The organism is uncultured Stenotrophomonas sp. (genome assembly GCF_913778665.1).
Lineage (GTDB): Bacteria > Pseudomonadota > Gammaproteobacteria > Xanthomonadales > Xanthomonadaceae > Stenotrophomonas.
Genome location: NZ_CAJYVQ010000008.1, coordinates 379,104 through 401,993 on the forward strand (window position 1 = coordinate 379,104; position 22,890 = coordinate 401,993).

Here is a 22,890-nt window from a genome sequence, read left to right on the forward strand (position 1 = left end):
GTATGTTTTATCCGACGACGGCGCCGAGTTTGAAGATGGGAAGGTACATGCCGATGACCATACCGCCAACGACGACGCCAATGAAGACCATGATCATTGGTTCGAGCAGGCTGCTCAGGGCGTCAACGGCATTGTTGACCTCCTGCTCATAGTACTCGGCCACCTTGAACAGCATGGCGTCCAGCGCGCCGGCTTCCTCACCGATGCCGGTCATCTGGATGACCATGTGCGGGAACAGGGCGGTCTGCTTCATCGCCATGTTCACCGGATAGCCCACCGACACGTCGTCACGCATGCGCAGCACGGATTCCTCGTAGACCTTGTTGCCGGTCGCGCCAGCGACGATTCCGAGTGCTTCCACCAGCGGCACGCCGGCCTTGAAGGTCACTGCCGTAGTACGGGCGAACCGGGCAATCGAGCTGTTGTGCATGATCTGGCCGATCACCGGCACCTTCAGGATCAGACGATCCATCGAGTGCTGCATCTTTGGCGATCGCTTGTATGCCATGACGAAGCCTACGCCAGCGCCGATCACGACGATGAGCATTAGCCACCACCAGGACACCATGAAACGCGAAGCAGCAACGATCATCTGGGTGAAGGCGGGCAGTTCCGCGCCAAAACCACGGAAGACCTCTTCGAACTGAGGAACCACGAAGATCAGCAGGATTGCACTCACGGCAATCGCGACGGCGACAACCATGGCCGGGTAGAACAGCGCTTTCTTGATCTTGCCTTTAAGGCCTTCGATGTTCTCTTTATAGGTGGCAACCGTATCGAGGACCGTTTCCAGGACGCCGGCGCCTTCGCCGGCGCGGACAAGGTTCCGATAGAGCTCGTCAAACTGGACCGGATGCTTGCTGACCGCCTCATAGAGCGATGAGCCGCCTTCAATGTCCGTCTTGATGGTTTCTACCATCTTCTTCATGCGCGGGTTCTTGTGCCCACTGCCGATGATGTCCAGTGCCGATACGATCGGTACGCCGGATTTCATCATTGTGGCCATCTGCCGACTGAAGAAGGCAATGTCCTTAGGTGAAACGGGTTTACCTGCCGCGCCGAACAGCGGCTTTGGCTTGGGCTTGACCTGCCCGGGGTTGATACCCTGTTTACGCAACTCAGCTCGCAGCAGATTGGCGTTCTTCGCCAACTGCTCGCCCTTCATCTTGATCCCCCGCTTGTCGGTCCCCTCCCAGACAAACGGTTGCAGCTCCATGGTGGCGCGGGCCACCGGCTCCCTCTTGATCGCACTGCGACTGACAGACATATCGGCTCCCCAAGACCCGCCATCCCCAGGCGGGCGTCTAGCCGTCGATGGTAGCGGGTTCGCGCCCGTCTGGGCAGTTGCCAGACGGGCCGTCATGCGAAATCGTGCCCGATGCCGGCCAAAGGTGACGCACTGCGTCACATTGCCGCGTCCATCGCAGATTCGCAGTCAGGGGGTTCCCATCCGCAAAATTGCTGCCATCATGGGCGCGGGGAAATCCAGGGGGAGGCGTGCCGGGGTTGGCACGCAACCTGCGTTGATCCACCCGCAGGGGCAGGACCCGCTCAGCCGACCATCGGTCGGATCGATCCTGTCCGCTGACATCAACCACCACTATCTTGGGGATGTACCAAAATGAAGAACCAGAAGGGCTTCACCCTTATCGAACTGATGATCGTCGTTGCGATCATCGCCATCCTGGCTGCCATCGCTCTGCCGGCGTATCAGGACTACACCGTCCGCGCGCGTGTCTCGGAAGCCTCCGTCATCGCTGCTGGCGCCAAGGTGACTGTTGCCGAGAACATCGCCAACAACGGCGGCGCGCTGCCGGCTGACGCCTGCGTCGGTGTCGACACCACGATCCCGGCCGACAACCCGAACGTTGCCTCGATGACCTGCACTGCCAATTCCGGCGCGATCCAGGTCACCATGACCACTGACAAGGGCAAGGGCACCATCCTGACCTACACCCCGACCGCCCAGTCGGGCGCAGTGGGCACCACCTGGCGTTGCGTGGGCAGTGGTAGCGCTGCGAAGTACTACCCGGCGGAATGCCGTTCGTAATAGCGGCTTCTTAGCTCACTCAGAGAACCCCGCTTAGGCGGGGTTCTTTGTTGGAGTCCGGGGGATACGTCAAATTTTGAAGGTCGTGCCTATTGGGGAGGCACACATATGCGCGCAAATAGGGGATTTACGCTCATCGAGTTGATGATTGTGGTCGCAATCATTGCAGTTCTGGCAGCGATCGCGTTGCCAGCGTATCAAGACTACACCGTGCGGGCCAGGGTTTCAGAGGCGCTCCTGCTGGCATCAGCGGCGAAAGTCACCGTCACTGAAAATGTCAATAACATTAATAGGTTGGATGCAACGGCTTGCGTCGGCGTCGACGATACAGGCGCGGCTACAAAGAACGTGGGCTCGTTGACCTGTACGGGCAACGGCGTACTCACTGTAGTCACGACTGAGATTGCAGGGCAAGTGACGTTGCAACTCGCGCCCGCCTACAATCCAAACGAAGTCATTCGTTGGACCTGCACGCGAATTGCGGGGCCCGACAAGTTTGTTCCATCGGAGTGTCGGTCTTCCTGATGCCGAGTAAATAGCAGGGTAGCTCACGGAAGAGTGTGATCCTTCGCCAGAATTTGGTGGCGAATGGCATGGGGAGATAGGAATGCAAAGCGAGAGGTTCTCGCAGTGGGGGCGGCTGATGAACGTCTCGGCGATCGCTCGCCAGTGCGTCTGTGCAGCAATTGTCGGCATGGCACTCCTGCTGGTGCAGTTGTGGCAGATCGTTGAGAACTTCGGACTGAACAGCGGTGGCGTAAAGAACAACGTGATGCAGATGCAGATCGCGGCACAGATTGCTTCTGATCCGTTGACGGCTGCTGCAATCGTGGCGTTCGCGCTGCTTGCAGTGATTAGTCATCTGCTGCTTGCTCTGGGCGCGGTGGCTGTGTACAGGGGCGGCTGCAGGGTTGTTGCACCTGCCCGCCGGGATTCTCTACTCCTTTATCTTGCTTTTCTGACAGCGGTGATGGTTTCGGCCATCTTGGCCAATCAGTGGCTGTACCCTCTGTCAGAGGCATTTGCATTCATGGACTTGCTTCTGGTCCAGACATGCTCGCCCTTATTGCTTGGGCTGTTGTGTCTGCTGTGCGGCGGGATGTTGCTTGCATCGATGATCACGCTTGTGCAGCACTTCCCGCGGGTGTCGTATGCGCTTGTGCCTATGCTGGCGATGATTGCAGGTGGCCCGTTACTTTGGCAGCTCCTGCCTGCAGTGAAGGCAGGGGATTCGGCACGTAGCCAGCCGGATGTCATCATCTTGGGAATCGACTCTCTCCGACCCGATTTCATCCCTGCGTATGGGCAATTTCCAGCTCGTTTGACACCTGCTATCGATCGAGCACTGGAGCGAGCGGTGATCTTGAGGGATGCAAGAACTCCTCTGGCGCGTACATTTGTGTCTTATTCAAGCATCCTCACCGGACAGAATCCGGTCAATAACGGCGTCCGGTTCAATCTTCATCCCAGGTCAGATTTTGGTCGCGACAACACAATCGCTTGGGCTCTCAAGGAGCGCGGTTATCAGACATTGTTCGCGATGGATGAATCGAGGTTCGCCAACTTCGACGCGAGCTTCGGGTTCGATGTGCTGGTGGGGCCAACGCCTGGGGCATTGGACTTTGTTGTAGGTGGCACATTTGACACGTTTGCTACCAATTTGCTTCTATCGGTCCTGCCGACAACAAGCGCGTTGAGTCCGGTCAAGGGCAATCGCGCCGCCTATCGCAGTTACAGGTTGAGCGATCATCCGCAGCGCGTCATCCGCGAGCTGCGGGATCTCTCGCCTGACAAGCCCTTGTTCATGATGGGTCACCTTTGTCTGCCTCACTGGCCCTATCTGCCAAGTGACGTGCATGGTGACGATCTGCCCGCTTGGATCCGGGAAGTCAATGGCTACGCGGATGCGCCAGCTCAGTATCTTCGCGCGTTACAAGGTGTGGATGGACAGTTCCAAACCATCTGGAATGAGCTGGAGGCCCAAGGTCGGCTCGCCAATGCTGTAGTGGTTGTGCTCTCCGACCATGGCGAGGATTTCGCGATGGAGCGAGATCGGCTCGCAGCGAATGACCCAACTCGGCCGGATTTCCGGTTCTTTGGCCATGGGAACTTTGCTCTCTCCAGAGCGCAGAATCACGTGGTCATGGCCATTCAACAGTATCGCGATGGGCGACCACTTTGGGCGCCAAGGACGATGAATGGTGCCGCATCCACGATCGATGTCGCACCGACGTTGCTGGATCTCGTTGGTGCGCAGACAGACCGTTTGGAGGGGCAATCGTGGAAACAGGCGCTCGACCAACTCGGGCATCTGCCTGAGGACCGGATCCGCTTTTTCGAGAATGGAATCCGATCCGCTGGCGTGGAGCGAGCGCAGATCGACGAAAGGGCTGTCGCTGGCGAGATGTCGTATCTGTATCGAGTCACGCCCGATATGCGCTTTGAGATCCGACCTGACCTGATTCCTGGAAAGCTTGCGGAGAAACAGAGGGGCGCTGTGCGAGGAAATGTCGGCGTGATGACTGATCCTCCGATAGGATTCGATATCCAGGCATCTGCGCCGTGTTGGCAGGTTGTTGACTACACCGCTCGGACAATGGGATGTACTGGCTATCCGTCCGATATCATTGGCGTTTGGGAGCTGCAGGCCGCCGTATGTCGACATTTCCGCGATGACCCCGGATTCGAGGCCGCCTGGTGTCGCAGTAGCAAGCCAGTTGCGGAAGAAGAGGAGATCGTCAAGGAAGGGTAGAGATAGGCTGAGCGTCGTATGATCTGGGTGTTTCGTTCGGTAGCTCTCCAAAAGCAGTCGTTGGTGGGCTATCAAGACAAGGACCAAAAGCTTAAATGGGTTCTGATGTGCATGGAGCATCTACATCGCCCCTCATGTAGGCCGCTTCGCGGGAAATCCGCAACAAGGGCTTTAAATCCAATCAAGAGGGCATCATGAACACCGCTACCACCACCAACCTGGTCGGAATCACCGGCCTGGCCCGCCGCCTGGTCCAGGACGGTGCCCTCGACGAGGCCGCCGCCCGCGACGCCATGGCCAAGGCCGCCGCCGCCCGCCAGCCGCTGCCGCAGTGGTTCGCGCAGAACAAGCTGGTCAGCGCCTCGCAGCTGGCCGCCGCCAACGCGGTCGAGTTCGGCATGCCGTTGTTCGATGTGTCCACCTTCGACGCCGGCCAGAACGCGATGAATCTGGTCAGCGAGGAGCTGCTGCGCAAGCACAATGTGCTGCCGCTGTTCAAGCGTGGTGGCAAGCTGTTCGTCGGCACCAGCAACCCGACCCACTCGCTGGATGAGATCAAGTTCCACACCAACCTGGTGGTCGAGCCGATCCTGGTCGACGAGGACCAGATCCGCCGCACGCTGGAGCAGTGGCATGCCAGCCATGACACGCTCGGTGATTCGCTGGGCGGTGACGACGAAGGCATGGGCAACCTGGAGGTAGCTGCGGGCGATGAGGATCTCGGCGCCGGCAGCGATTCCGGCATCGATGCCAAGGGCGACGACACCCCAGTAGTGAAGTTCGTCAACAAGGTGCTGGTCGATGCAATCCGCAAGGGCGCTTCGGACATCCACTTCGAGCCCTACGAAGACGATTACCGCGTGCGCCTGCGCATCGACGGCCTGCTGAAGATGGTCGCGCGTGCGCCGGTGAAGTTGAACCAGCGCATCGCGGCGCGCCTGAAGGTGATGGCGCAGCTGGACATCGCCGAAAAGCGCGTGCCGCAGGACGGCCGCATCAAGCTCAATCTGTCCAAGACCAAGCAGATCGATTTCCGTGTCAGCACGCTGCCGACGCTGTTCGGCGAGAAGGTGGTGCTGCGTATCCTGGACGGCAGCGCAGCCAAGCTGGGCATCGACAAGCTGGGCTACGAGCCGGACCAGCAGAAGCTGTTCCTGGATGCGATCCACAAGCCGTACGGAATGGTGCTGGTGACCGGCCCGACCGGTTCGGGCAAGACAGTGTCGCTGTATACCGCGCTGGGCATCCTCAACGACGAGACGCGCAACATCTCCACCGCCGAAGATCCGGTGGAAATCCGCCTGCCCGGCGTCAACCAGGTACAGCAGAACAACAAGCGGGGCATGACCTTTGCCGCTGCGCTGCGCTCGTTCCTGCGACAGGATCCGGACATCATCATGGTCGGCGAAATCCGTGACCTGGAGACGGCGGAGATCGCGATCAAGGCGGCGCAGACTGGTCACATGGTGCTGTCGACGCTGCACACCAACGATGCGCCGCAGACCATCGCGCGCCTGATGAACATGGGGATCGCGCCGTACAACATCACCAGCTCGGTGACGTTGGTGATCGCCCAGCGCCTGGCACGCCGGTTGTGCGGCAACTGCAAGAAGCGTTCGGAGCTTCCGGCGCATGCGCTGCTGGCCGAAGGGTTCACCCAGGCGCAGCTGGATGCGGGCATCGAGCTGTATGAGGCGGTGGGCTGCGACGAGTGTACCGAGGGCTACAAGGGCCGTACCGGTATCTACCAGGTGATGCCGATGACCGATGAAATCGCCACCATCGTGCTGGCCGGTGGCAACGCACTGCAGATTGCCGATGCCGCGCAGCAGATCGGGGTGAACGACCTGCGGCAGTCAGCGTTGAAGAAGGCCGCGGCAGGCATCACCAGCCTGGCCGAGATCAACCGAGTCACCAAGGATTGAGGTAGATCAACGCCGCGCGTGGATAGCGCGGCCCCACTCACCGCGCGGCCGAGCATGGGCTCGGCTCTACTCCATCCCCAGCTTCTTCAGCTTGTAGCGCAGCGCGCGGAAGGTGATGCCCAGCTGCGCGGCGGTGCGGGTCTTGTTCCAGCGGTTCTCTTCCAGCGCGCGCTGGATGGCGCTGCGCTCAAGCTGCTCGATGTACGAGGGCAGGGCCGCGCTGCCTGGCTGCAGGTCGGCCACCGCTTCGGCGGGCGCAGCGCTGCCGGGTGCGCGCGGGGCGTGCTGCGGCAGGCGAAGGTCGTCGGCGCCGATGCAGTCTTCCTCGGCCAGGGCCAGAGCGCGTTCCAGGATGTTCTCCAGCTCGCGTACGTTGCCGGGGAAGCCGTACTGCGCCAGTGCTTCCAGCGCCGATGGCGCCAGCAGCGGGGTGGCACGGCCGTGGCTGCGGGCCAGCCGTGTCAGCACCGCAGCTGCCAGTTCCGGCAGGTCCTGGCGGCGCTCGCGCAGCGGCGGCACCTTCAGTTCGATGACGTTGATGCGGTAGTAAAGATCGTGGCGGAAGCGCCCGTCCTCGACCAGCTCGGCCAGGTCCTTGTGGGTGGCCGAGAGGATGCGCACGTCCACCGGCTCTTCGTTGGCGGCGCCGACCGCGCGTACCGACTTCTCCTGGATCGCGCGCAGCAGCTTCACCTGCATCTGCAGCGGCAGCTCGGCCACTTCGTCCAGGAACAGGGTGCCGCCATGCGCGGCCTGGAACAGGCCGGGCTTGTCGGCATGCGCGCCGCTGAAGCTGCCCTTGCGGTGGCCGAAGAACTCGCTCTCCATCAGCTCGCCGGGAATGGCGCCGCAGTTGACCGGCACGAACGGGCCGGCCGCACGCGCGCCCTGGGCGTGGATGGTGCGCGCGACCAGTTCCTTGCCGACTCCGGATTCGCCCAGGATGTAGACCGGTGCCTGGCTGCGCGCGACCTTGCCGATGGTGGTACGCAGCACGTCCATGGCCGGCGAGTCGCCGAGCAGGCGCGCGCCCTGTTCGGCACTGGGACCGGGCGCGGGGCGCTCGGCGTTGTTGAGTTCCAGCGCGTGCTTGACCAGGCCGCGCAGCACCGAGATGTCCACCGGCTTGCTGACGAAGTCGAAGGCGCCGGCCTTCAGGGCTTCCACGGCCAGGTCCATGCTGCCGAAGGCGGTGATCATCGCCACCGGCGTGCGCGGGTAGTGCTGGGCGATCTCGCTGACCAGCTCGATGCCGTTACCATCCGGCAGCCGCATGTCGGTGATGCACAGGTCATATGGGTTGCTGGCCAGCAGCTCGCGCGCTTCGGCAAGGTTGGCGGCGGTACTGATGCGCAGCCCCATGCGGCCGAGGGTCAGTACCAGCAGTTCGCGGATATCGCGTTCATCGTCGACGACGAGGGCGCTGCGGGTTTCGTTCATGGGCGTGAAAGATAAACGAGGGGGCTGGATGCGACAAATGTTTGACGCACAGATTCGGAGTCAGTGCGGCAACAGCGTATGCGGGCCGGGCAGCACCAGGCGGAAGCAGGACCCTCCGGCCGGCACCGGGATGTAGTCCAGGCGGGCCTGGTTGGCCCGACACAGCTCGCGGGCGATGTACAGGCCCAGCCCGGTGCCGTGCTCGGAGGTGGTGAAGAACGGACGGAACAACTGCGCGGCCACGCTTTCGGGAATGCCCGGGCCGCGGTCCATCACGTCGATCACCGCGCTGCGCTCGTGCTGGGCCACGCGCAGGCGCACCCGCGCCGGCTGTTGGCCGATCCGCCCGTACTTCAGCGCGTTGTGCACCAGCACGGTCAGCACCTGGTACAGGTGGCGGGTATCGACCTGCGCCATCACCGAGGTGTCGTTGATGATCGGTTCGATGCTGTCCGTCTCCAGCGTCTGCCCCTGCTTGTACTCCAGCACGAAGCGGCGCACGAAGGCGGCCAGGTCGACGTTTTCGGGGGTGGCGCGTTCGCGCCGGGCCAGGCCCAGCACGCTTTCGACGATGCCGTTGGTACGCTGGCACTGCTGGCGGATGATCTGCAGCAGGCGGCGGTCACTCTCGTTGAAACCGGTGCCTTCTTCCAGCAGCTGCACGGCGTAGTTGATCGCGGCCAGCGGATTGCGGATCTCGTGCGCGAGGCTGGCCGAGAAGCGCCCCATCGCCGACAGGGTGAGCGATTCGGCGCGGCGCGAGACCACGCTGGAGTCGTCCAGGAACACCAGCGCCAGGTCGCTGCCGGCCAGCAGCCTTGCGAAGCGTGGCTGCACTTCAGGCTGGTCGGGATTGAGCTGCAGCGGCAGTTCGTCCTGCGCCCAGCCATTGCGCCAGCGCTGCAGGCGGCGGGCCAGTTCGGGCGCGGCGCTGGCCAGATCCAGGCGCCCGCTCTCGCCGTTGCCGTCATTGTCGCCGAGCAGCACCGAGGCGGCTTCATTGGCCAGGGTAATGCGGTTGTCGGCGTCGACCACCAGCACACCGGTGCGCATGCGGCGGATGATCAGTTCGTTGATCTGGAACAGGTTGGCCACTTCGTCGCCGCGCTGGTTGGCCAGCTGCTGGTTGCGGCGTGCGCGGCTGCCGACCTGGTAACTGATGAAGGCCAGCGCCAGGTAGCTGGTGGCAAACATCGCCAGTTCGGCCAGGGTGCGCGTCGGGTCGCCGCCTTCCAGCAGCTTCCAGGTGTATTCGACGCCGGTGGCCAGGCTGGCGGCCAGCGCCAGGCCCAGGCCCAGGCTGAGCGGCAGCAGGGTGGCGGCGGCGGCAAGGTTGAACAGCAGCGACATCGAGATGCCGGCACTGGCGCCGGGCAGGGCATGCGACAGCAGGGTGGCGGCAACAATGTCCACCAGCACGCCACAGACCACGATCGGGCGCAGCCAGCGCTCGTTGCGGCCGATCGCCAGGGCCAGCAGTGACAGCACCAGATAGATGGCGGCGACGGCATCGGCCAGGCGCGGGTGATGGGCCTCGCCGACCATGGCCGACAACGGGCTGTAGAGCAGGGCGGCGATGACCGTCGCGATCAGCACCCGGTACAGCGCGAAGAAGTACAGCTCACGCCGCGGGATCGATTCGATGCGGTCGATCAATGAAGCACTGGGTGACACGCCGGAACTCCCCTTCTGGCTGCCTGGAACTGGGTTTTGACGGCGGTGGCCGACAGCCGATGTTCCCCCGATCATCGGAATCGCGTTGCGTAGCCTCCAGCTTGCTCCACGGCTTCGGTCGAACCGGGCGCACGCCGTCGAGCGAACTCGACGCTACCAGGGCGAGTATAGGCCCCGCGCAGCTCGGCGTGGTGCCGTTTGCAGGCGCCGGGCAGGTGGTTCGGCTGCGCAATCGGGCTGCCTGCCGATACCGGTGGCCTGGGCCGGCCCGGGCGCAACTACCTGAATGGCGGCGGAAATCTGCCCGGGTCTGGCCATTTGTCCATACTTCTTTGCGCCCCGGCGCCGGCTCGGCCACAATAGTGGGCCCGCCGCGGTCCATGCCGGCGCCCCGCCGGGGCCCCTGAGGAATTGCGTGCGGTCGTTCCTATTCCCACGGTGACGCATGAATTTCCACGAATACCAGTCAAAACAACTGCTTGCCGAGTACGGCATCCCGGTCCCGGCCGGCAAGGTCGCTGCGACCCCGGACGAAGCGGTTGCCGCTGCCAACTCCCTGGGCCAAGGCCCCTGGATGGTCAAGGCGCAGATCCACGCTGGCGGCCGCGGCAAGGCTGGCGGCGTCAAGTTCTGCAAGACCACCGACGACGTGAAGGCCGCTGCGGCCAAGATGCTCGGCACCAAGATGGCCACCTACCAGACCGCAGGCGTTGAACTGCCGGTCAACCTGGTGCTGGTGACCACCGCCGGCGAGATCGTCAAGGAACTGTACCTGTCGGTGCTGGTTGACCGTGGCACCAAGACCATCACCTACATCGCTTCTTCGGAAGGCGGCGTGGAGATCGAGCAGGTCGCGGCTGAAACCCCGGAGCTGATCCACTCGCTGAACGTCGACTTCGTCGAAGGCGTGCAGGGCTACCACGGCCGTGATTTCGGCTTCAAGCTGGGCCTGACCGCCAAGCAGGCCGGCCAGTTCGCCAGCATCATGGTGAACCTGTACCGCCTGTTCAACGAAAAGGACCTGGCGCTGGTTGAAATCAACCCGCTGGCGATCCTGGACGACGGCAACCTGTACGCGCTGGACGGCAAGTTCGACAGCGACGACAACGCCGCGTTCCGCCAGAAGGCCCTGGTCGCCATGCGCGACAAGACCCAGGAAGATCCGACCGAAGTGATCGCTTCGGAACTGGACATCAACTACGTCACCATGGACGGCAACATCGGCTGCATGGTCAACGGCGCCGGCCTGGCCATGGCCACCATGGACGTCATCAAGCTCAACGGCGGCGAGCCGGCGAACTTCCTGGACGTGGGCGGCGGTGCCAACAAGCAGCGCGTCATTGAAGCCTTCAAGCTGATCCTGTCCTCGGACAAGGTCGAAGGCATCTTCGTCAACATCTTTGGCGGCATCGTCCGCTGCGACATGATCGCCGAAGGCATCATCGCTGCCGTGAAGGAAGTGGGCGTCAAGGTTCCGGTGGTGGTTCGCCTGGAAGGCACCAACGTGGAAGAAGGCAAGCAGCTGCTGCGTGACAGCGGCATGGCCATCATCCCGGCTGACAACATCAACGATGGCGCCAAGAAGATCGTTGACGCTGTCAAGAACGCCGCCTGATACCGACACCAAGGAATTCCAATGTCTGTTTTGATCAACAAGAACACCAAGGTGATCGTGCAGGGCTTCACCGGCCAGCAGGGCACCTTCCACGCCACTCAGATGATCGAGTACGGCACCCAGGTTGTCGGCGGCGTGACCCCGGGCAAGGGTGGCACCACCCATATCGACCTGCCGGTCTTCAACACCGTGGCCGACGCCGTGCAGAGCACCGGCGCCAACGCTTCGGTCATCTATGTGCCGCCGCCGTACGCCGCTGACGCCATCCTGGAAGCCGCCGCTGCCGGCATCAAGGTCATCGTCTGCATCACCGAAGGCATCCCGGTGCTGGACATGCTGCGCGTCAAGAACGTGCTGACCCGTTCGCATCCGGACACCGTGCTGATCGGGCCGAACTGCCCGGGCGTCATCACCCCGGGTGAGTGCAAGATCGGCATCATGCCGGGCCACATCCACCAGCCGGGCAAGATCGGCATCGTGTCGCGTTCGGGCACCCTGACCTATGAAGCGGTCAAGCAGACCACTGAAGTCGGCCTGGGCCAGTCCACCTGCATCGGCATCGGTGGTGACCCGATCAACGGCCTGAACTTCGTCGACTGCCTGAAGCTGTTCAACGAAGACCCGCAGACCGAAGGCATCATCATGGTCGGCGAAATCGGCGGTGATGCTGAAGAAGCTGGTGCCGAGTACATCAAGAACCACGTGAAGAAGCCGGTTGTCGGCTTCATCGCCGGTGCGTCGGCTCCGGCCGGCAAGCGCATGGGCCACGCGGGCGCGATCGCCTCGGGCGGCAAGGGCACTGCGGAAGGCAAGTTCGCCGCCATGGAAGCTGCCGGTGTCGTCACCGTGCGTTCGCCGGGCGACCTGGGCGCTGCCATCGCCAAGCTGGTGAAATAAGATTGTTGCCGGCTTCCGGCCGGCACGATGGGTAGAGTCGACTGTCAGTCGATTGCTTGAAACAGAGAAGCCGCCTCCGGGCGGCTTTTCTGCGTCTGGCAGCATCCCGGTCGACCCATCCACGCAGGGCGTGGATCTACTGGGGATGGCCCGGCGGGCGCACGGTGCGGCGTTACAATGGGCGCATTGCAACCACAGGCTGGACCCCCATGGCTTCGATCCGCATCGCGATGGCGCAGTTCGACTTTCCGGTCGGCGATGTCGCCGGCAACACCGAGCGCATCATCGAGATGATCGGCCAGGCGCGCGATGAGTACGGCGCCGAGCTGGTGATGTTCCCCGAGCTGGCGGTCAGCGGCTACCCACCGGAGGACCTGCTGCTGCGCCCGGGCTTCCTGTACGAGTGCGAGCAGGCGATGGCGCGCATCGCCGCGGCCTGCCGTGGCATCACCGCCGTGGTCGGCTGGCCGCAGGCCGCTGGCGCAGTGGTCTACAACGCCGCCAGCGTGCTGCGTGATGGCCTGGTGGAACAGACCTACCGCAAGCGCGAGCTGCCCAACTACGCGGTGTTCGACGAACGCCGCTACTTCGATGTCGACCCCGACGGCGGCAGCTGCGTGTTCGAGGTCAACGGCATTCCGGTCGGCCTGCTGATCTGCGAAGACCTGTGGTTCGCCGAGCCGCTGGCCGACACCGTGCGTGGCGGTGCACAGCTGGTGGTGGTGCCCAATGCCTCGCCCTACGAGCGTGGCAAGCATGCCCAGCGCGACGCGGTGCTGGCCGCGCGCACCCGCGAGAGCGGGGCGGCGATTGCCTACCTCAACGTGGTCGGTGGCCAGGATGCGCTGGTGTTCGACGGTGCCTCGGTGGTTGCCGATGGCGACGGCACCGTGCACCCGGCGGCGGCGGCCTTCGTCGACCAGTGGCTGGTGGTGGATTACGACGGCGAAACGCGCCGCTTCCTGCCGCACGTGTGGATGGACGATGGCGACGAGAGCATGGACGCGCTGGCTTGGCGTGCGGTGACCCGCGGCATCCAGGACTACTGCCGCAAGAATGGTTTCAAGAAGGTATGGCTGGGCCTGTCCGGCGGTATCGATTCGGCGCTGGTGCTGGCCCTGGCCGTGGACGCGCTCGGTGCGGAGAACGTCACCGCCGTGCGCCTGCCGTCGCGCTACACCGCCGGCATGTCCAACGACCTGGCGGCCGAGCAATGCCAGGCACTGGGCGTGAAGCTGGAAGCGGTCTCGATCGAGCCGGCATTCAAGGGCCTGATGGAATCGCTGGCACCGATGTTCGAGGGCACCACGCCGGACGTGACCGAAGAAAACCTGCAGTCGCGCAGCCGTGGTGTGATCCTGATGGCGCTGGCCAACAAGTTCGGTGGCCTGCTGCTGACCACCGGCAACAAGAGCGAGTACGCGGTGGGCTACGCCACCATCTACGGCGACATGTGCGGTGGCTATGCGCCGCTGAAGGACTTGTACAAGACCGAGGTGTTCGGCTTGTCGAAGTGGCGCAACACTGTGGGCGGCGCACCGGTGATCCCGCCGGCGGTGATCAGCCGCCCGCCGTCGGCCGAACTGCGCGAGAACCAGCTGGACCAGGACTCCCTGCCGGCGTACGACGTGCTGGACGGCATCCTGTACCGCTACATCGACCAGGAGCAGTCGCGCGGGGAGATCGTCGCCGCCGGCTACGACCCGGCCGTGGTTGACCGCGTGCTGCGCCTGGTGCGCATCAGCGAGTGGAAGCGGCACCAGGCCGCGCCGGGGCCCAAGGTCTCGCGTCGCGCGTTCGGCCGCGAGCGTCGTTACCCGATCAGCAACGGCTACAAGGGGTAAGGGCGGCCCGGCCCCCCTTCCCGGGTAGGTGCGGACCTTGGTCCGCACGGTGTTCGACGATCATCCACTCAGGGCGTGGAACTACTGCGCGGCGTCCAGCAGTTCTTCCAGGCCGGTGGCTTCGGCGGCTTCGTCGAAGCGGGCATCAGCCAGGCGACCACGTACGAACACCAGCCCATCCGCAGCCGCTGCATCCAGCGTGCCTCGATGATCAACCGGATAGCGACGGAATGCTACCGGCTCGCCTCGCAGGGTCAGGCCGGCGGCATACAGCAGGGTGGTCAGATAGGGCACATCGCGGTCTTCGCTGCCATGACCCAGCATCAACGGCTGGCTGAAACCGCGGCGCGGTACGCCCAGATAGTCGTAAAGCAGGACCCAGATGCCGGGCACGCTGGTCAGTGGTGCGCTGAACATCGACCCGGTATCGGCCCCCTCCAATGTGGCCGCCAGTTCGCCCAGGCATTGCTGACGTGCCAGCGCGACCCGCGCGCGGCCTTCATCGCTGAGGACGCGGTCGATCTGCGGCGCAACCTGCAACAGGCCGTCGAGCAGGTAGGCGTGATACGCGTTGAGCGCGCCGGGATTGGCGACGCGGTTGTCCGGCTTCATCACCAGGGCAGTCAGCTCCACCGCGGTGGGCGTTCCCGTGGTGAAGCTGCCGCGGTATCGCAACGAAGCCCCACCGTAGGTGGGCGCAAGGTAGCCTGCAGTGAGCGCGGCGGCGCCGCCCTGCGAATGACCTACCGAGACCCAATGGGGGGACAGGCGGTTGCCGAGTAGCTGGTGGCTGGCCTTGACGAGATCGATCGCGTTGCGCGCGGCAGTGCGCACGTGCAGGTAGGCATGGTCGCCTGGACTTCCGAGGCCTTGGTAGTCTGCGGCGACGACGGCGTAGCCCTGTGCCAGGAACTGATCGAGGAAGCGCCCGTCGCGTTCGGGTTGATAGGGGCCGGAGACCGAGGGCGCGCAGTGATCTGCGATGCCCTGGGTGCCATGCGCCCAGGAAACGACCGGCCAGCCGCCTGCTGGCGCCGTGCCTGCAGGCAGATAGAGTAGACCGGTGCCCCGCGCCAGCCGACCGTGATGATCGGGCGTACGGTAGCTGAGCAGGTATGCCTGGGATGCCTTCGAGGGCACCCAGGCGGCACGATAGGGCGCTGCGCTGAGCAGCTCGCCCGGTTCTGCGGCCTGGACGGCGATGGGCAGGCCCAGCAGGGCAGCGGTGACGGCGGCCAGCAACGGGCGGGCGCGGGAAACGGATGGGGACATGTGGACTCCAGACAGGCGGAAATGGCCGTGCGCCGGAGTGTGGAAGGCGTTGCGCGTGCGGTCTGGGAACGGCATCGCAACGGCAGGGAATTCGTAGTATTCCTAGCGCCGATGGCCGGGTCCCTTGGGCGCGCCTGCCATCCACGCACCGTGGATCCACCGGGTAAAAAAAAGGCCCCTTGCGGGGCCCTTTTTCTTATTTCTTTTCCAGTCGCGCGTTGCGCTGGCCGGTGCTGGCGGACTTCTCGCCAGCGAACGGGTTCAGCTTGCGGATCATCCACGGGTACTTCGGCCACTTGCCTTCCAGCCACGGGTGATCCGGCTGGTTCAGCTGAAGGACGCGACGGGCGTCATCGGCCAGGGTCTTGTTGCCCAGGTGGGTGTAGGAATCGGCCAGCACCGCGACGGCATCGTACTGGAAGGCGCTTTGCGGGTAGTTTTCCAGCAGGTAGTTGGCGCGGCCGGCGGCCGAGACCCAGGCGCCGCGGCGCATGTAGTACAGGGCGTTGTCCAGCTCGTGCTGGGCAAACACGTCACGCAGCTCCAGCATGCGCTGGCGTGCATCGGCGGCGTAGCGGCTGTTCGGGTAGCGGTCGACCACGATGTTGAAGTCCGAATACGCCTGGTGCGGCGTGGACAGATCGCGGCGGCTGGCGTCCAGGGACCATACGCGGCGCAGGAAAACCGTACTGCGGTTGGAGTTGGCCAAGCCGCGCAGGTAGTACAGGTACGCGATGTTGCGATGGGTCGGGTAAGTACGGATGAAGCGGTCGATGCTGGACACCGCGTCATCGTGCTTGCCGGCCTTGTACTGGGCGTAGGCGGTTTCGATCATCGCCTGTTCGGTGTACGGGCCATACGGATACTGGGCCACCAGGCGGCGGAAGCTGCTTTCAGCCCCGCTCCAGTTGCCACCCTGCATCAGCTTGTGGCTCTTCTCGTACAACTGTTCGACCGGCGTCCCTTCATCGGGCCGATCGCCCTTCTTGGCGCCACGGTGGCAGCCGGTGGCGGCGATGACCAGCACCAGCAGCAGGGCGGTGAGGCGGACGGGCGCGGAGAGCATGGAGGAGCGTCGGATCATGAGGTCGAGGCGGGACGCGGCTGGAATACGAAGGGTCGATGATAGCCTAGTGTCCTGTCCAGCGACTGAAACCGGCCGCCGGGACCCCAAAATTTCAAAGAATGCCCCCTGCCATGTCTGAACAACCCTCTGAATCGGCCCGCCAGGCCATCGTCCCCGACACTGCTGCCGGCCGCCGTTTCGACGCCGTCGTGGCCGAATTGTTCCCCGAATACTCGCGTTCGCGCCTGACCGAGTGGATCAAGGCCGGTGAGGTCCTGCTGGATGGCGCCCAGGTGCGCCCGCGCGATCCGTTGCGCGGCGGCGAGGTGGTGACCCTCAACGTGGTGCTGGAAACCCAGACCGACGCCCAGCCGGAGGACATCCCGCTCGACGTGCTGTTCGAGGATGAGCACCTGCTGGTGATCAACAAGCCGGTCGGCCTGGTGGTGCATCCGGGGGCCGGCAACCACAGCGGCACCCTGGTCAATGCCCTGCTGTTCCGCGACCCGTCGGTTGCGGTGCTGCCGCGCGCTGGCATCGTGCATCGCCTGGACAAGGACACCAGCGGCGTGATGGTGGTGGCCAAGACCCTGGAAGCGCAGACCGCGCTGGTCGAGCAGCTGGCCGCACGCGACGTGCATCGCCAGTACCTGGCGATCGTGATGGGTGCGCTGGTGGCCGGTGGCACCGCCGATGCCCCGATCGACCGCCATCCGCGCGACCGCCTGAAGATGGCGGTGCGCGAGGACGGCAAGGAGGCGATCACCCACTACCGACTGCGCGAGCGCTTCCGTGCGCACACCGCGCTGGAGTGCCGCCTGGAAACCGGGCGTACCCACCAGATCCGCGTGCACATGGCGCACGTGCGCCATCCGATCATCGGTGACCCGCTGTACGGCGGTGCGCTGAAGCTGCCCAAGGGCGCAAGCGACGAGTTGGTGGCCGCGCTGCGCGGCTTCAAGCGCCAGGCCCTGCATGCCGAGACCCTGGAGTTCACCCACCCGATCACCGGTGAGCCGGTGCGCAATACCGCGCCGGTGCCCGAGGACATGCTGCACCTGATGAAGGTGCTGCGCGAAGACAGCGAAGCCTTCGCCGCGCGCGAGCGGGACCGCTGGTGATGACCACCGCGCTGCCGTTGCTGAAGGCCGACTGGCCGGCGCCTCCGGGCGTCCACGCGCTGACCACGCGCCGGCATGGCGCGGGCATCTCGCCGGCACCGTTCGCGCAGTTCAACCTGGGCAACCGGCACGCGGCCGAGGGTGACACCCCGGCCAACGTCGAGCACAACCGCCAGCTGCTGCAGCAGGGGCTGGCGTTGCCGTCGGCACCGCACTGGCTGCGCCAAGTGCACAGCAGCACCGTGCTGCGCTTCAACGCGCCGCCGGTGCCGGGTGCCGCCGAGCCGGTGGCCGACGCCGCAGTGACCTCGGTGCCCGGCGTGGTGCTGGCGATCCTGACCGCCGACTGCCTGCCGGTGGTGTTCGCCGCCGCTGATGGCAGTGAGGTGGGCGCGGCCCACGCAGGCTGGCGTGGCCTGGCCGACGGCATGCTGGAGGCCACCGTGGCCGCCATGCAGACGCCGCCAGCGCAGTTGCGCGCTTGGCTGGGACCGGCCGCCGGGCCGGCCGACTACGAGATTGGCGAGGAGGTCTATCACGCGTTCGTCGGCCACGATCCGGCCGCCGAGGTGGCGTTCGCAGCGACCCGCGCAGGTCATTGGAAGGTGGACCTGTTCGCGTTGGCCCGCCAGCGCCTGCAGGCGGCGGGCATGGACCCGGCGCAGGTATACGGCGGCACGGTGTCGACCATGGCCGATCCGGACCTGTACTCGCACCGGCGCGACCGCCGCACCGGACGCATGGCGACGTTGGCCTGGATGCAATGAAGCCGGTTGACGGTCCAAGCCAGACGGCGGTGATCGTCTTCGACGGCGTCTGTGCGTTGTGCAGCCGCTGGGTGCGCTTCCTGCTGCGCTTCGACCGGCAGGGGCGTTACCGCTTCGCGGCGATGCAGGGCGCGCAGGGCAGTGCGTTGCTGCGCGCCCACGGCCTGGACCCCAACGACCCGCTGTCGTTCCTGCTGGTGGATGCGCAGGGCGCGTGGACCGATACCGATGCGATCCTGCGCGTGCTGGCGGGACTGGGCGGTGCCTGGCGCCTGACCGGCGTGCTGCGGTCAGTGCCGCGCGGCTGGCGGGATGCCGCGTATCGCGTGCTGGCGCGCAACCGCTACCGCTGGTTTGGCAGGCATGATGCGTGCCACCTGCCGGCGCCGGAACACCTCGCGCGGTTCCTGGATTGATCACCTGTCTTCTGTAGCGTCGAGCAAGCTCGACGCTACAGGGGCGGCCTCGTCAGCCCTCCAGCACGTCCAGATAGCTGCGCCGCCAGTGGTTGATGTCGTAGGTGCGCAGGTGCTCCATCATTGCGTGCCAGCGTTCCTTGCGCCTGTGCAGCGACATCGTTGCGGCCGTGGCGATGGCGTCGGCCACGCCGTCCAGATCGTGCGGGTTCACCAGCAGCGCCTGCTTCAGTTCGTCGGCGGCGCCGGCCAGCAGCGACAGCACCAGCACGCCGGGATCGTCCGGGTCCTGCGAGGCCACGTATTCCTTGGCCACCAGGTTCATGCCATCGCGCAGCGGGGTGACCAGGCCCACCGCCGCCGCCCGGTAGAAGCCGGTGAGGGTGGCATGGGTGAAGTTCTGGTTGACGTAGCGCAGCGGCGTCCAGTCCGGCTCGGCGTGGCCGCCGTTGATGTGGCCGGCGATCTGCTCCAGCTGGCTGCGCAGCTGACGGTACTCGGTGACATCACCGCGCGAGACCGGGGCAATCTGCAGGTAGGTCAGCGAACCGCGCTGGTCCGGGTGGCGCTCCAGGTAGCGCTCGAAGCCGAGGAATCTTTCGGGCAGGCCCTTTGAATAGTCCAGGCGGTCGACGCCGATCGCCAGTTGGCGGTCGCGCAGGCTGGCGCGCAGGTTCTTCACTGCCGCCTTGGCCGCGGCGGTACCAGCCTGCCGCGCGATCAGCTCGGTGTCGATGCCGATCGGGAAGGCTGCTGCACGGAAGCGACGTCCGCCCGGCGCTTCCAGCTCGCCGTTGTCGAGCACGCGACCACCGCCGAACAGGCGCAGGTAGGTCTGGAAGCGATCAGCATCGCGCTGGGTCTGGAAGCCAACCAGATCGTAGGCATACAGCGCCGAAAACAGCCGCAGGTGATCGGGCATCGCCTGCAGCAGGTCGGCCGAGGGCATCGGGATATGCAGGAAGAAGCCGATGCGGCAGCCGATGCCACGCTCGCGCAGCAGCGCGCCAAGCGGGATCAGGTGGTAGTCGTGGATCCAGACGATGTCGTCTTCGCGCAGCAACGGTGCGAGCTTGTCGGCGAACAGCGCGTTGACCTTGTGGTAGGTCTCGCGGGTACCGCGGTCGTAGTCGACCAGGTCGAGGCGGAAGTGCAGCAGCGGCCACAAGGTGCGGTTGGCGAAGCCATTGTAGTAGCCATCCACCTCGCGCTTGCTCAGGTCCAGGGTGACGAATTCGATGTCGCCGTCCTTCTGCGTGTGCAGCGTGCCACTGCCATCGCGCACGCTCTTGCCGCTCCAGCCGAACCACATCCCGCCGCGTTCCTTCAGCGCGGCAAGCAGGCCGACCGCCAGGCCGCCGGCACGGTTTTCGCCGGGCACGGCTACACGGTTTGAAACCACAACCAGACGGCTCACGACGCCTCCTGCCAGGATCGCGACAGGCGCATCGCGGCGGTGATCAGGCCGACGTGCGAATAGGTCTGCGGGAAATTGCCCCAGGCCTCGCCGCTGTCGAAGGCCAAGTCCTCCGACAGCAGGCCCAGGTGGTTGCGCTGCTTCAGCAACGTCTCGAACATCTCGCGTGCCTCATCCAGACGCCCGATCGCGGCCAGCGCATCGATGTACCAGAACGTGCAGATGGTGAAGCTGGTTTCCGGTTCGCCGAAGTCATCCGGTGCCACATAGCGGTACAGCGAGTTGCCATGCTTGAGGTCGCGTCCGATGGCTTCGACGGTCGCGATGAAACGGGCGTCCAGTGCATCGATGAAGCCGATATCGGCCAGCAGCAGCAGCGAGGCGTCCAGGCGATGGCCACCGAAGGTATCGGTGAAGTGCCCCAGTTCTTCACTCCACGACTCGGCCATGATGCGCGCGTGGATGGTGTCGGCACGCTCGCGCCAGTGGTGGGCACGGTCGTCGCGCTTCAGGCGCACGGCGATCTTGCACAGGCGGTCGCAGGCGGCCCAGCACATTGCGCTGGTATAGGTATGCACCTCGGTACGGCCGCGGAACTCCCACAGGCCGGCATCGGGTACATCGTGCAGCGCGAAGGCCTGCTCGCCGAGGGGTTCAAGGCGGGCGAAGGTGTGTGCGTCACCCGGGTCCTGCAGGCGGCGGTCGAAGAACAGCTGGGTGGAGGCCAACACCACGCTGCCGTACACATCGTGCTGGCGCTGCACCCAGGCCAGGTTGCCACGGCGCACCGGGCCCATGCCGCGGTAGCCGGACAGCGTGGGCACCTCGTCCTCGTCCAGCTTGGCCTCGAAGCCGATGCCATACAACGGCTGCAGCGTGCCGTCGGTGGTAGCCAGGTTGAAGATGTAGCCGAGGAACTGCTCCATCGTGCGCGTGGCGCCAAGACGGTTCAGTGCACGCACCACGAAGGCGGCATCGCGCAGCCAGCAGTACCGGTAATCCCAGTTGCGCACGCTGCCGGGCGCTTCCGGAATGGAAGTGGTCATCGCCGCGATGATCGCGCCGCTGTCTTCGTACTGGCACAGCTTGAGCGTGATCGCGCTGCGGATCACCGCATCCTGCCATTCCAGCGGAATCGACAGGTAGCGCACCCATTCGCGCCAGTAGTCGCGGGTGCGCTGGAAGGCTTCCTGCACGTAGCCGCTGATCGATCGGTTCAGCGATTCATCCACACCCAGGATCAGGTGGATGGGGTGGTTGAGCACGAACGGCAGGCCCTCGCGCACGAAGCGCACGGGGACGTCGGTGGTCAGCCGCAGCACGTGCTCGGGCAGGATCCAGCGTACGTGGTTGCTGCCCCACGTGGACTCGGGAACGCGCGCGCCCCAGTCGGCCAGCGGACGTGCACGCACAGTGATGCGTGGGCTGCCGGCCAAGGGGCGCACCTGCCGGATCAGGCTGACCGGCCGGTAGAAGCGGTCGTTCTGGCGCCAGCGCGGGGCGAAATCGAGGATCTCCAGCGCGCCGCCATGCGTGTCACGCAGCACGGTACGCAGGATCGCGGTGTTGGTGAGGTACTCCTGCTCGCTGTCGGCAAAGTCCTCCAGCTCGATGGCGAAGTCGCCGCCGGTCTGCTGGTTGGGGCCGAGCAGGGCGCAGAAGGTGGGGTCGCCGTCGAAGGTGGGCAGGCAGCTCCAGACAACGCGGGCATGTTTGTCGACCAGGGCGCCGAAGCTGCCGTTGCCGACCACGCCCAGATCAAGATCGGGTTGGGTCATCACGCGGTACATCTCGGTTGCGGCCGTGGGGGTTGGCCGGGTCAATAGGCATTCTCACGCAGCCAGGCGTGCACGCTGCGTATGTCGGGCAGTGCGAACACCGCTGCGCTGGGTTCACGTTCACCGACCAGCACGCTCCAGCCATGCTGGCTGTTGGCAGCATCGAAGCCGAATTCATCGGTGAGATCATCGCCCATGAACACGGGCAGGCGGCCGCGGAACGGCATGTACTGCATCATCCTCCGCACTGCACGGCCCTTGTCGGTGCCGACCGGCACGAACTCGACCACGTGGTCGCCGGGTTGCAGGCGGTAGCCGGCGCGGCCGCGCACGTGGCGGTCGGCGAATGCGCGGACCTCGCTGGCGGCATGCGGTGCGCCGCGCCAGTGCAGGGCCAGGCCAGCGCCCTTGTCTTCGATCAGTACGCCGGGATGGCCGTGGGCAAAGCGCATTGCCTGCTGGTGCAGCGCGTGCAGCCATTCGGCGGTGTCATCGTCGTGCTCATCGCGCAGCACGCGGCCGTCCTGGCCACGCAGCTCGTGGCCATGCAGGCCGGCGGCCGGAAGTTGCAGGGGAGCGAACAGCTGGTCCAGCTGTTCAAGCGGACGACCGCTGACCAGTGCCACGGCACCTTCCAGGCGGTCGCTGATGCGACCGATGGCTTCACGCACATCGGGCAGCAGCTGCACGGCATCCGGGCGTGCAGCGAATTCAATCAGGGTGCCATCGACATCGAGGAACAACGCACAGGCGTCGTCCAGCAAGGGCGGTGGCGGACGCAGGGGGAGCGGTTCAGCCATGGCCCTCACCTTGCCAGCGTGGGCGTGTAGGGCAGGTCGAGGCAGGGCGACAGTTC

Annotated in this window: 18 protein-coding genes; 10 read left to right on the forward strand and 8 right to left on the reverse strand. The window is 64.9% G+C overall.

All coding sequences use genetic code 11. The features are described from left to right. Window positions 1-7: 7 nt before the first annotated feature. On the reverse strand, window positions 8-1,267 hold the full coding sequence (locus QZ853_RS10440) for a type II secretion system F family protein (RefSeq protein ID WP_295572752.1): 1,260 nt from the start codon (window positions 1,265-1,267) through the stop codon (window positions 8-10). 354 nt (window positions 1,268-1,621) lie between these two features. Here QZ853_RS10440 and QZ853_RS10445 point away from each other — a divergent pair, with 354 nt between their 5' ends. From QZ853_RS10445 to pilB, 4 genes are all read left to right on the forward strand, one after another. Further along, a complete protein-coding gene (locus QZ853_RS10445; RefSeq protein WP_295572755.1) occupies window positions 1,622-2,050 on the forward strand; it encodes a pilin in 429 nt (142 codons plus the stop codon). A gap of 108 nt (window positions 2,051-2,158) precedes the next feature. Continuing rightward, window positions 2,159-2,575: a pilin gene (locus tag QZ853_RS10450; RefSeq protein WP_295572757.1), complete on the forward strand. Its 417-nt coding sequence runs from the start codon at window positions 2,159-2,161 to the stop codon at window positions 2,573-2,575. A 169-nt stretch (window positions 2,576-2,744) separates the two neighbouring features. After that, a complete protein-coding gene (locus QZ853_RS10455; protein ID WP_295572760.1) occupies window positions 2,745-4,802 on the forward strand; it encodes a sulfatase-like hydrolase/transferase in 2,058 nt (685 codons plus the stop codon). A gap of 194 nt (window positions 4,803-4,996) precedes the next feature. Next, window positions 4,997-6,727 carry a type IV-A pilus assembly ATPase PilB gene (gene pilB, locus QZ853_RS10460; RefSeq protein ID WP_295572763.1) on the forward strand — a complete coding sequence of 577 codons (1,731 nt, stop codon included), beginning with the start codon at window positions 4,997-4,999 and terminating at the stop codon, window positions 6,725-6,727. 66 nt (window positions 6,728-6,793) lie between these two features. Here pilB and QZ853_RS10465 read toward each other — a convergent pair whose 3' ends face one another. Together QZ853_RS10465 and QZ853_RS10470 are read right to left on the reverse strand one after the other, a co-directional pair. Continuing rightward, complete coding sequence (locus QZ853_RS10465; RefSeq protein WP_295572765.1) at window positions 6,794-8,167, reverse strand: sigma-54 dependent transcriptional regulator; 1,374 nt, start codon at window positions 8,165-8,167, stop codon at window positions 6,794-6,796. A gap of 60 nt (window positions 8,168-8,227) precedes the next feature. After that, a complete protein-coding gene (locus QZ853_RS10470) occupies window positions 8,228-9,841 on the reverse strand; it encodes an ATP-binding protein (protein ID WP_295572768.1) in 1,614 nt (537 codons plus the stop codon). Window positions 9,842-10,286: 445 nt separating this feature from the next. On the opposite strand from QZ853_RS10470, the gene sucC reads away from it, so the two are divergent. From sucC to QZ853_RS10485, 3 genes are all read left to right on the forward strand, one after another. Next, window positions 10,287-11,456, forward strand: a complete 1,170-nt coding sequence (gene sucC / locus QZ853_RS10475) for an ADP-forming succinate--CoA ligase subunit beta (RefSeq protein WP_295572771.1) — start codon at window positions 10,287-10,289, stop codon at window positions 11,454-11,456. Window positions 11,457-11,477: 21 nt separating this feature from the next. Beyond that, entirely contained in the window at window positions 11,478-12,353 is an 876-nt protein-coding gene (sucD, locus tag QZ853_RS10480) for a succinate--CoA ligase subunit alpha (RefSeq protein ID WP_005410793.1), read from the forward strand. Window positions 12,354-12,562: 209 nt separating this feature from the next. Then, window positions 12,563-14,197, forward strand: a complete 1,635-nt coding sequence (locus tag QZ853_RS10485) for an NAD+ synthase (RefSeq protein WP_295572773.1) — start codon at window positions 12,563-12,565, stop codon at window positions 14,195-14,197. A gap of 81 nt (window positions 14,198-14,278) precedes the next feature. Here the strand turns inward: QZ853_RS10485 and QZ853_RS10490 are convergent, their stop codons facing one another. Both QZ853_RS10490 and QZ853_RS10495 read right to left on the reverse strand, forming a co-directional pair. After that, a complete protein-coding gene (locus QZ853_RS10490; RefSeq protein ID WP_295572776.1) occupies window positions 14,279-15,469 on the reverse strand; it encodes a lipase family protein in 1,191 nt (396 codons plus the stop codon). Between the two features lie 196 nt (window positions 15,470-15,665). Next, window positions 15,666-16,553, reverse strand: coding sequence for an outer membrane protein assembly factor BamD (locus QZ853_RS10495; protein ID WP_295572778.1), 888 nt, complete (start codon window positions 16,551-16,553; stop codon window positions 15,666-15,668). Between the two features lie 113 nt (window positions 16,554-16,666). On the opposite strand from QZ853_RS10495, the gene rluD reads away from it, so the two are divergent. From rluD to QZ853_RS10510, 3 genes are read left to right on the forward strand one after another with little or no spacing between them, the layout of a single operon-like run. Further along, the gene (rluD, locus tag QZ853_RS10500) at window positions 16,667-17,656 is read left to right on the forward strand and encodes a 23S rRNA pseudouridine(1911/1915/1917) synthase RluD (protein WP_019660164.1); all 990 of its coding nucleotides are present in this window, start codon (window positions 16,667-16,669) and stop codon (window positions 17,654-17,656) included. Beyond that, window positions 17,656-18,423 carry a peptidoglycan editing factor PgeF gene (pgeF, locus tag QZ853_RS10505; protein WP_295572780.1) on the forward strand — a complete coding sequence of 256 codons (768 nt, stop codon included), beginning with the start codon at window positions 17,656-17,658 and terminating at the stop codon, window positions 18,421-18,423. Before rluD ends, pgeF begins: the two co-directional genes overlap by 1 nt. After that, the gene (locus QZ853_RS10510; RefSeq protein WP_295572782.1) at window positions 18,420-18,839 is read left to right on the forward strand and encodes a thiol-disulfide oxidoreductase DCC family protein; all 420 of its coding nucleotides are present in this window, start codon (window positions 18,420-18,422) and stop codon (window positions 18,837-18,839) included. The genes pgeF and QZ853_RS10510 overlap by 4 nt, the downstream gene beginning before the upstream one ends. A gap of 52 nt (window positions 18,840-18,891) precedes the next feature. Here the strand turns inward: QZ853_RS10510 and otsA are convergent, their stop codons facing one another. From otsA to otsB, 3 genes are read right to left on the reverse strand one after another with little or no spacing between them, the layout of a single operon-like run. Then, window positions 18,892-20,256 carry an alpha,alpha-trehalose-phosphate synthase (UDP-forming) gene (gene otsA, locus QZ853_RS10515; RefSeq protein ID WP_295566605.1) on the reverse strand — a complete coding sequence of 455 codons (1,365 nt, stop codon included), beginning with the start codon at window positions 20,254-20,256 and terminating at the stop codon, window positions 18,892-18,894. Further along, window positions 20,253-22,034 (reverse strand): glycoside hydrolase family 15 protein, encoded by a 1,782-nt coding sequence (locus tag QZ853_RS10520; RefSeq protein WP_295572785.1) that lies wholly within the window; start codon window positions 22,032-22,034, stop codon window positions 20,253-20,255. Before QZ853_RS10520 ends, otsA begins: the two co-directional genes overlap by 4 nt. Before the next feature lie 41 nt (window positions 22,035-22,075). Beyond that, window positions 22,076-22,834 carry a trehalose-phosphatase gene (gene otsB / locus QZ853_RS10525; protein WP_295572787.1) on the reverse strand — a complete coding sequence of 253 codons (759 nt, stop codon included), beginning with the start codon at window positions 22,832-22,834 and terminating at the stop codon, window positions 22,076-22,078. Between the last annotated feature and the right edge of the window lie 56 nt (window positions 22,835-22,890).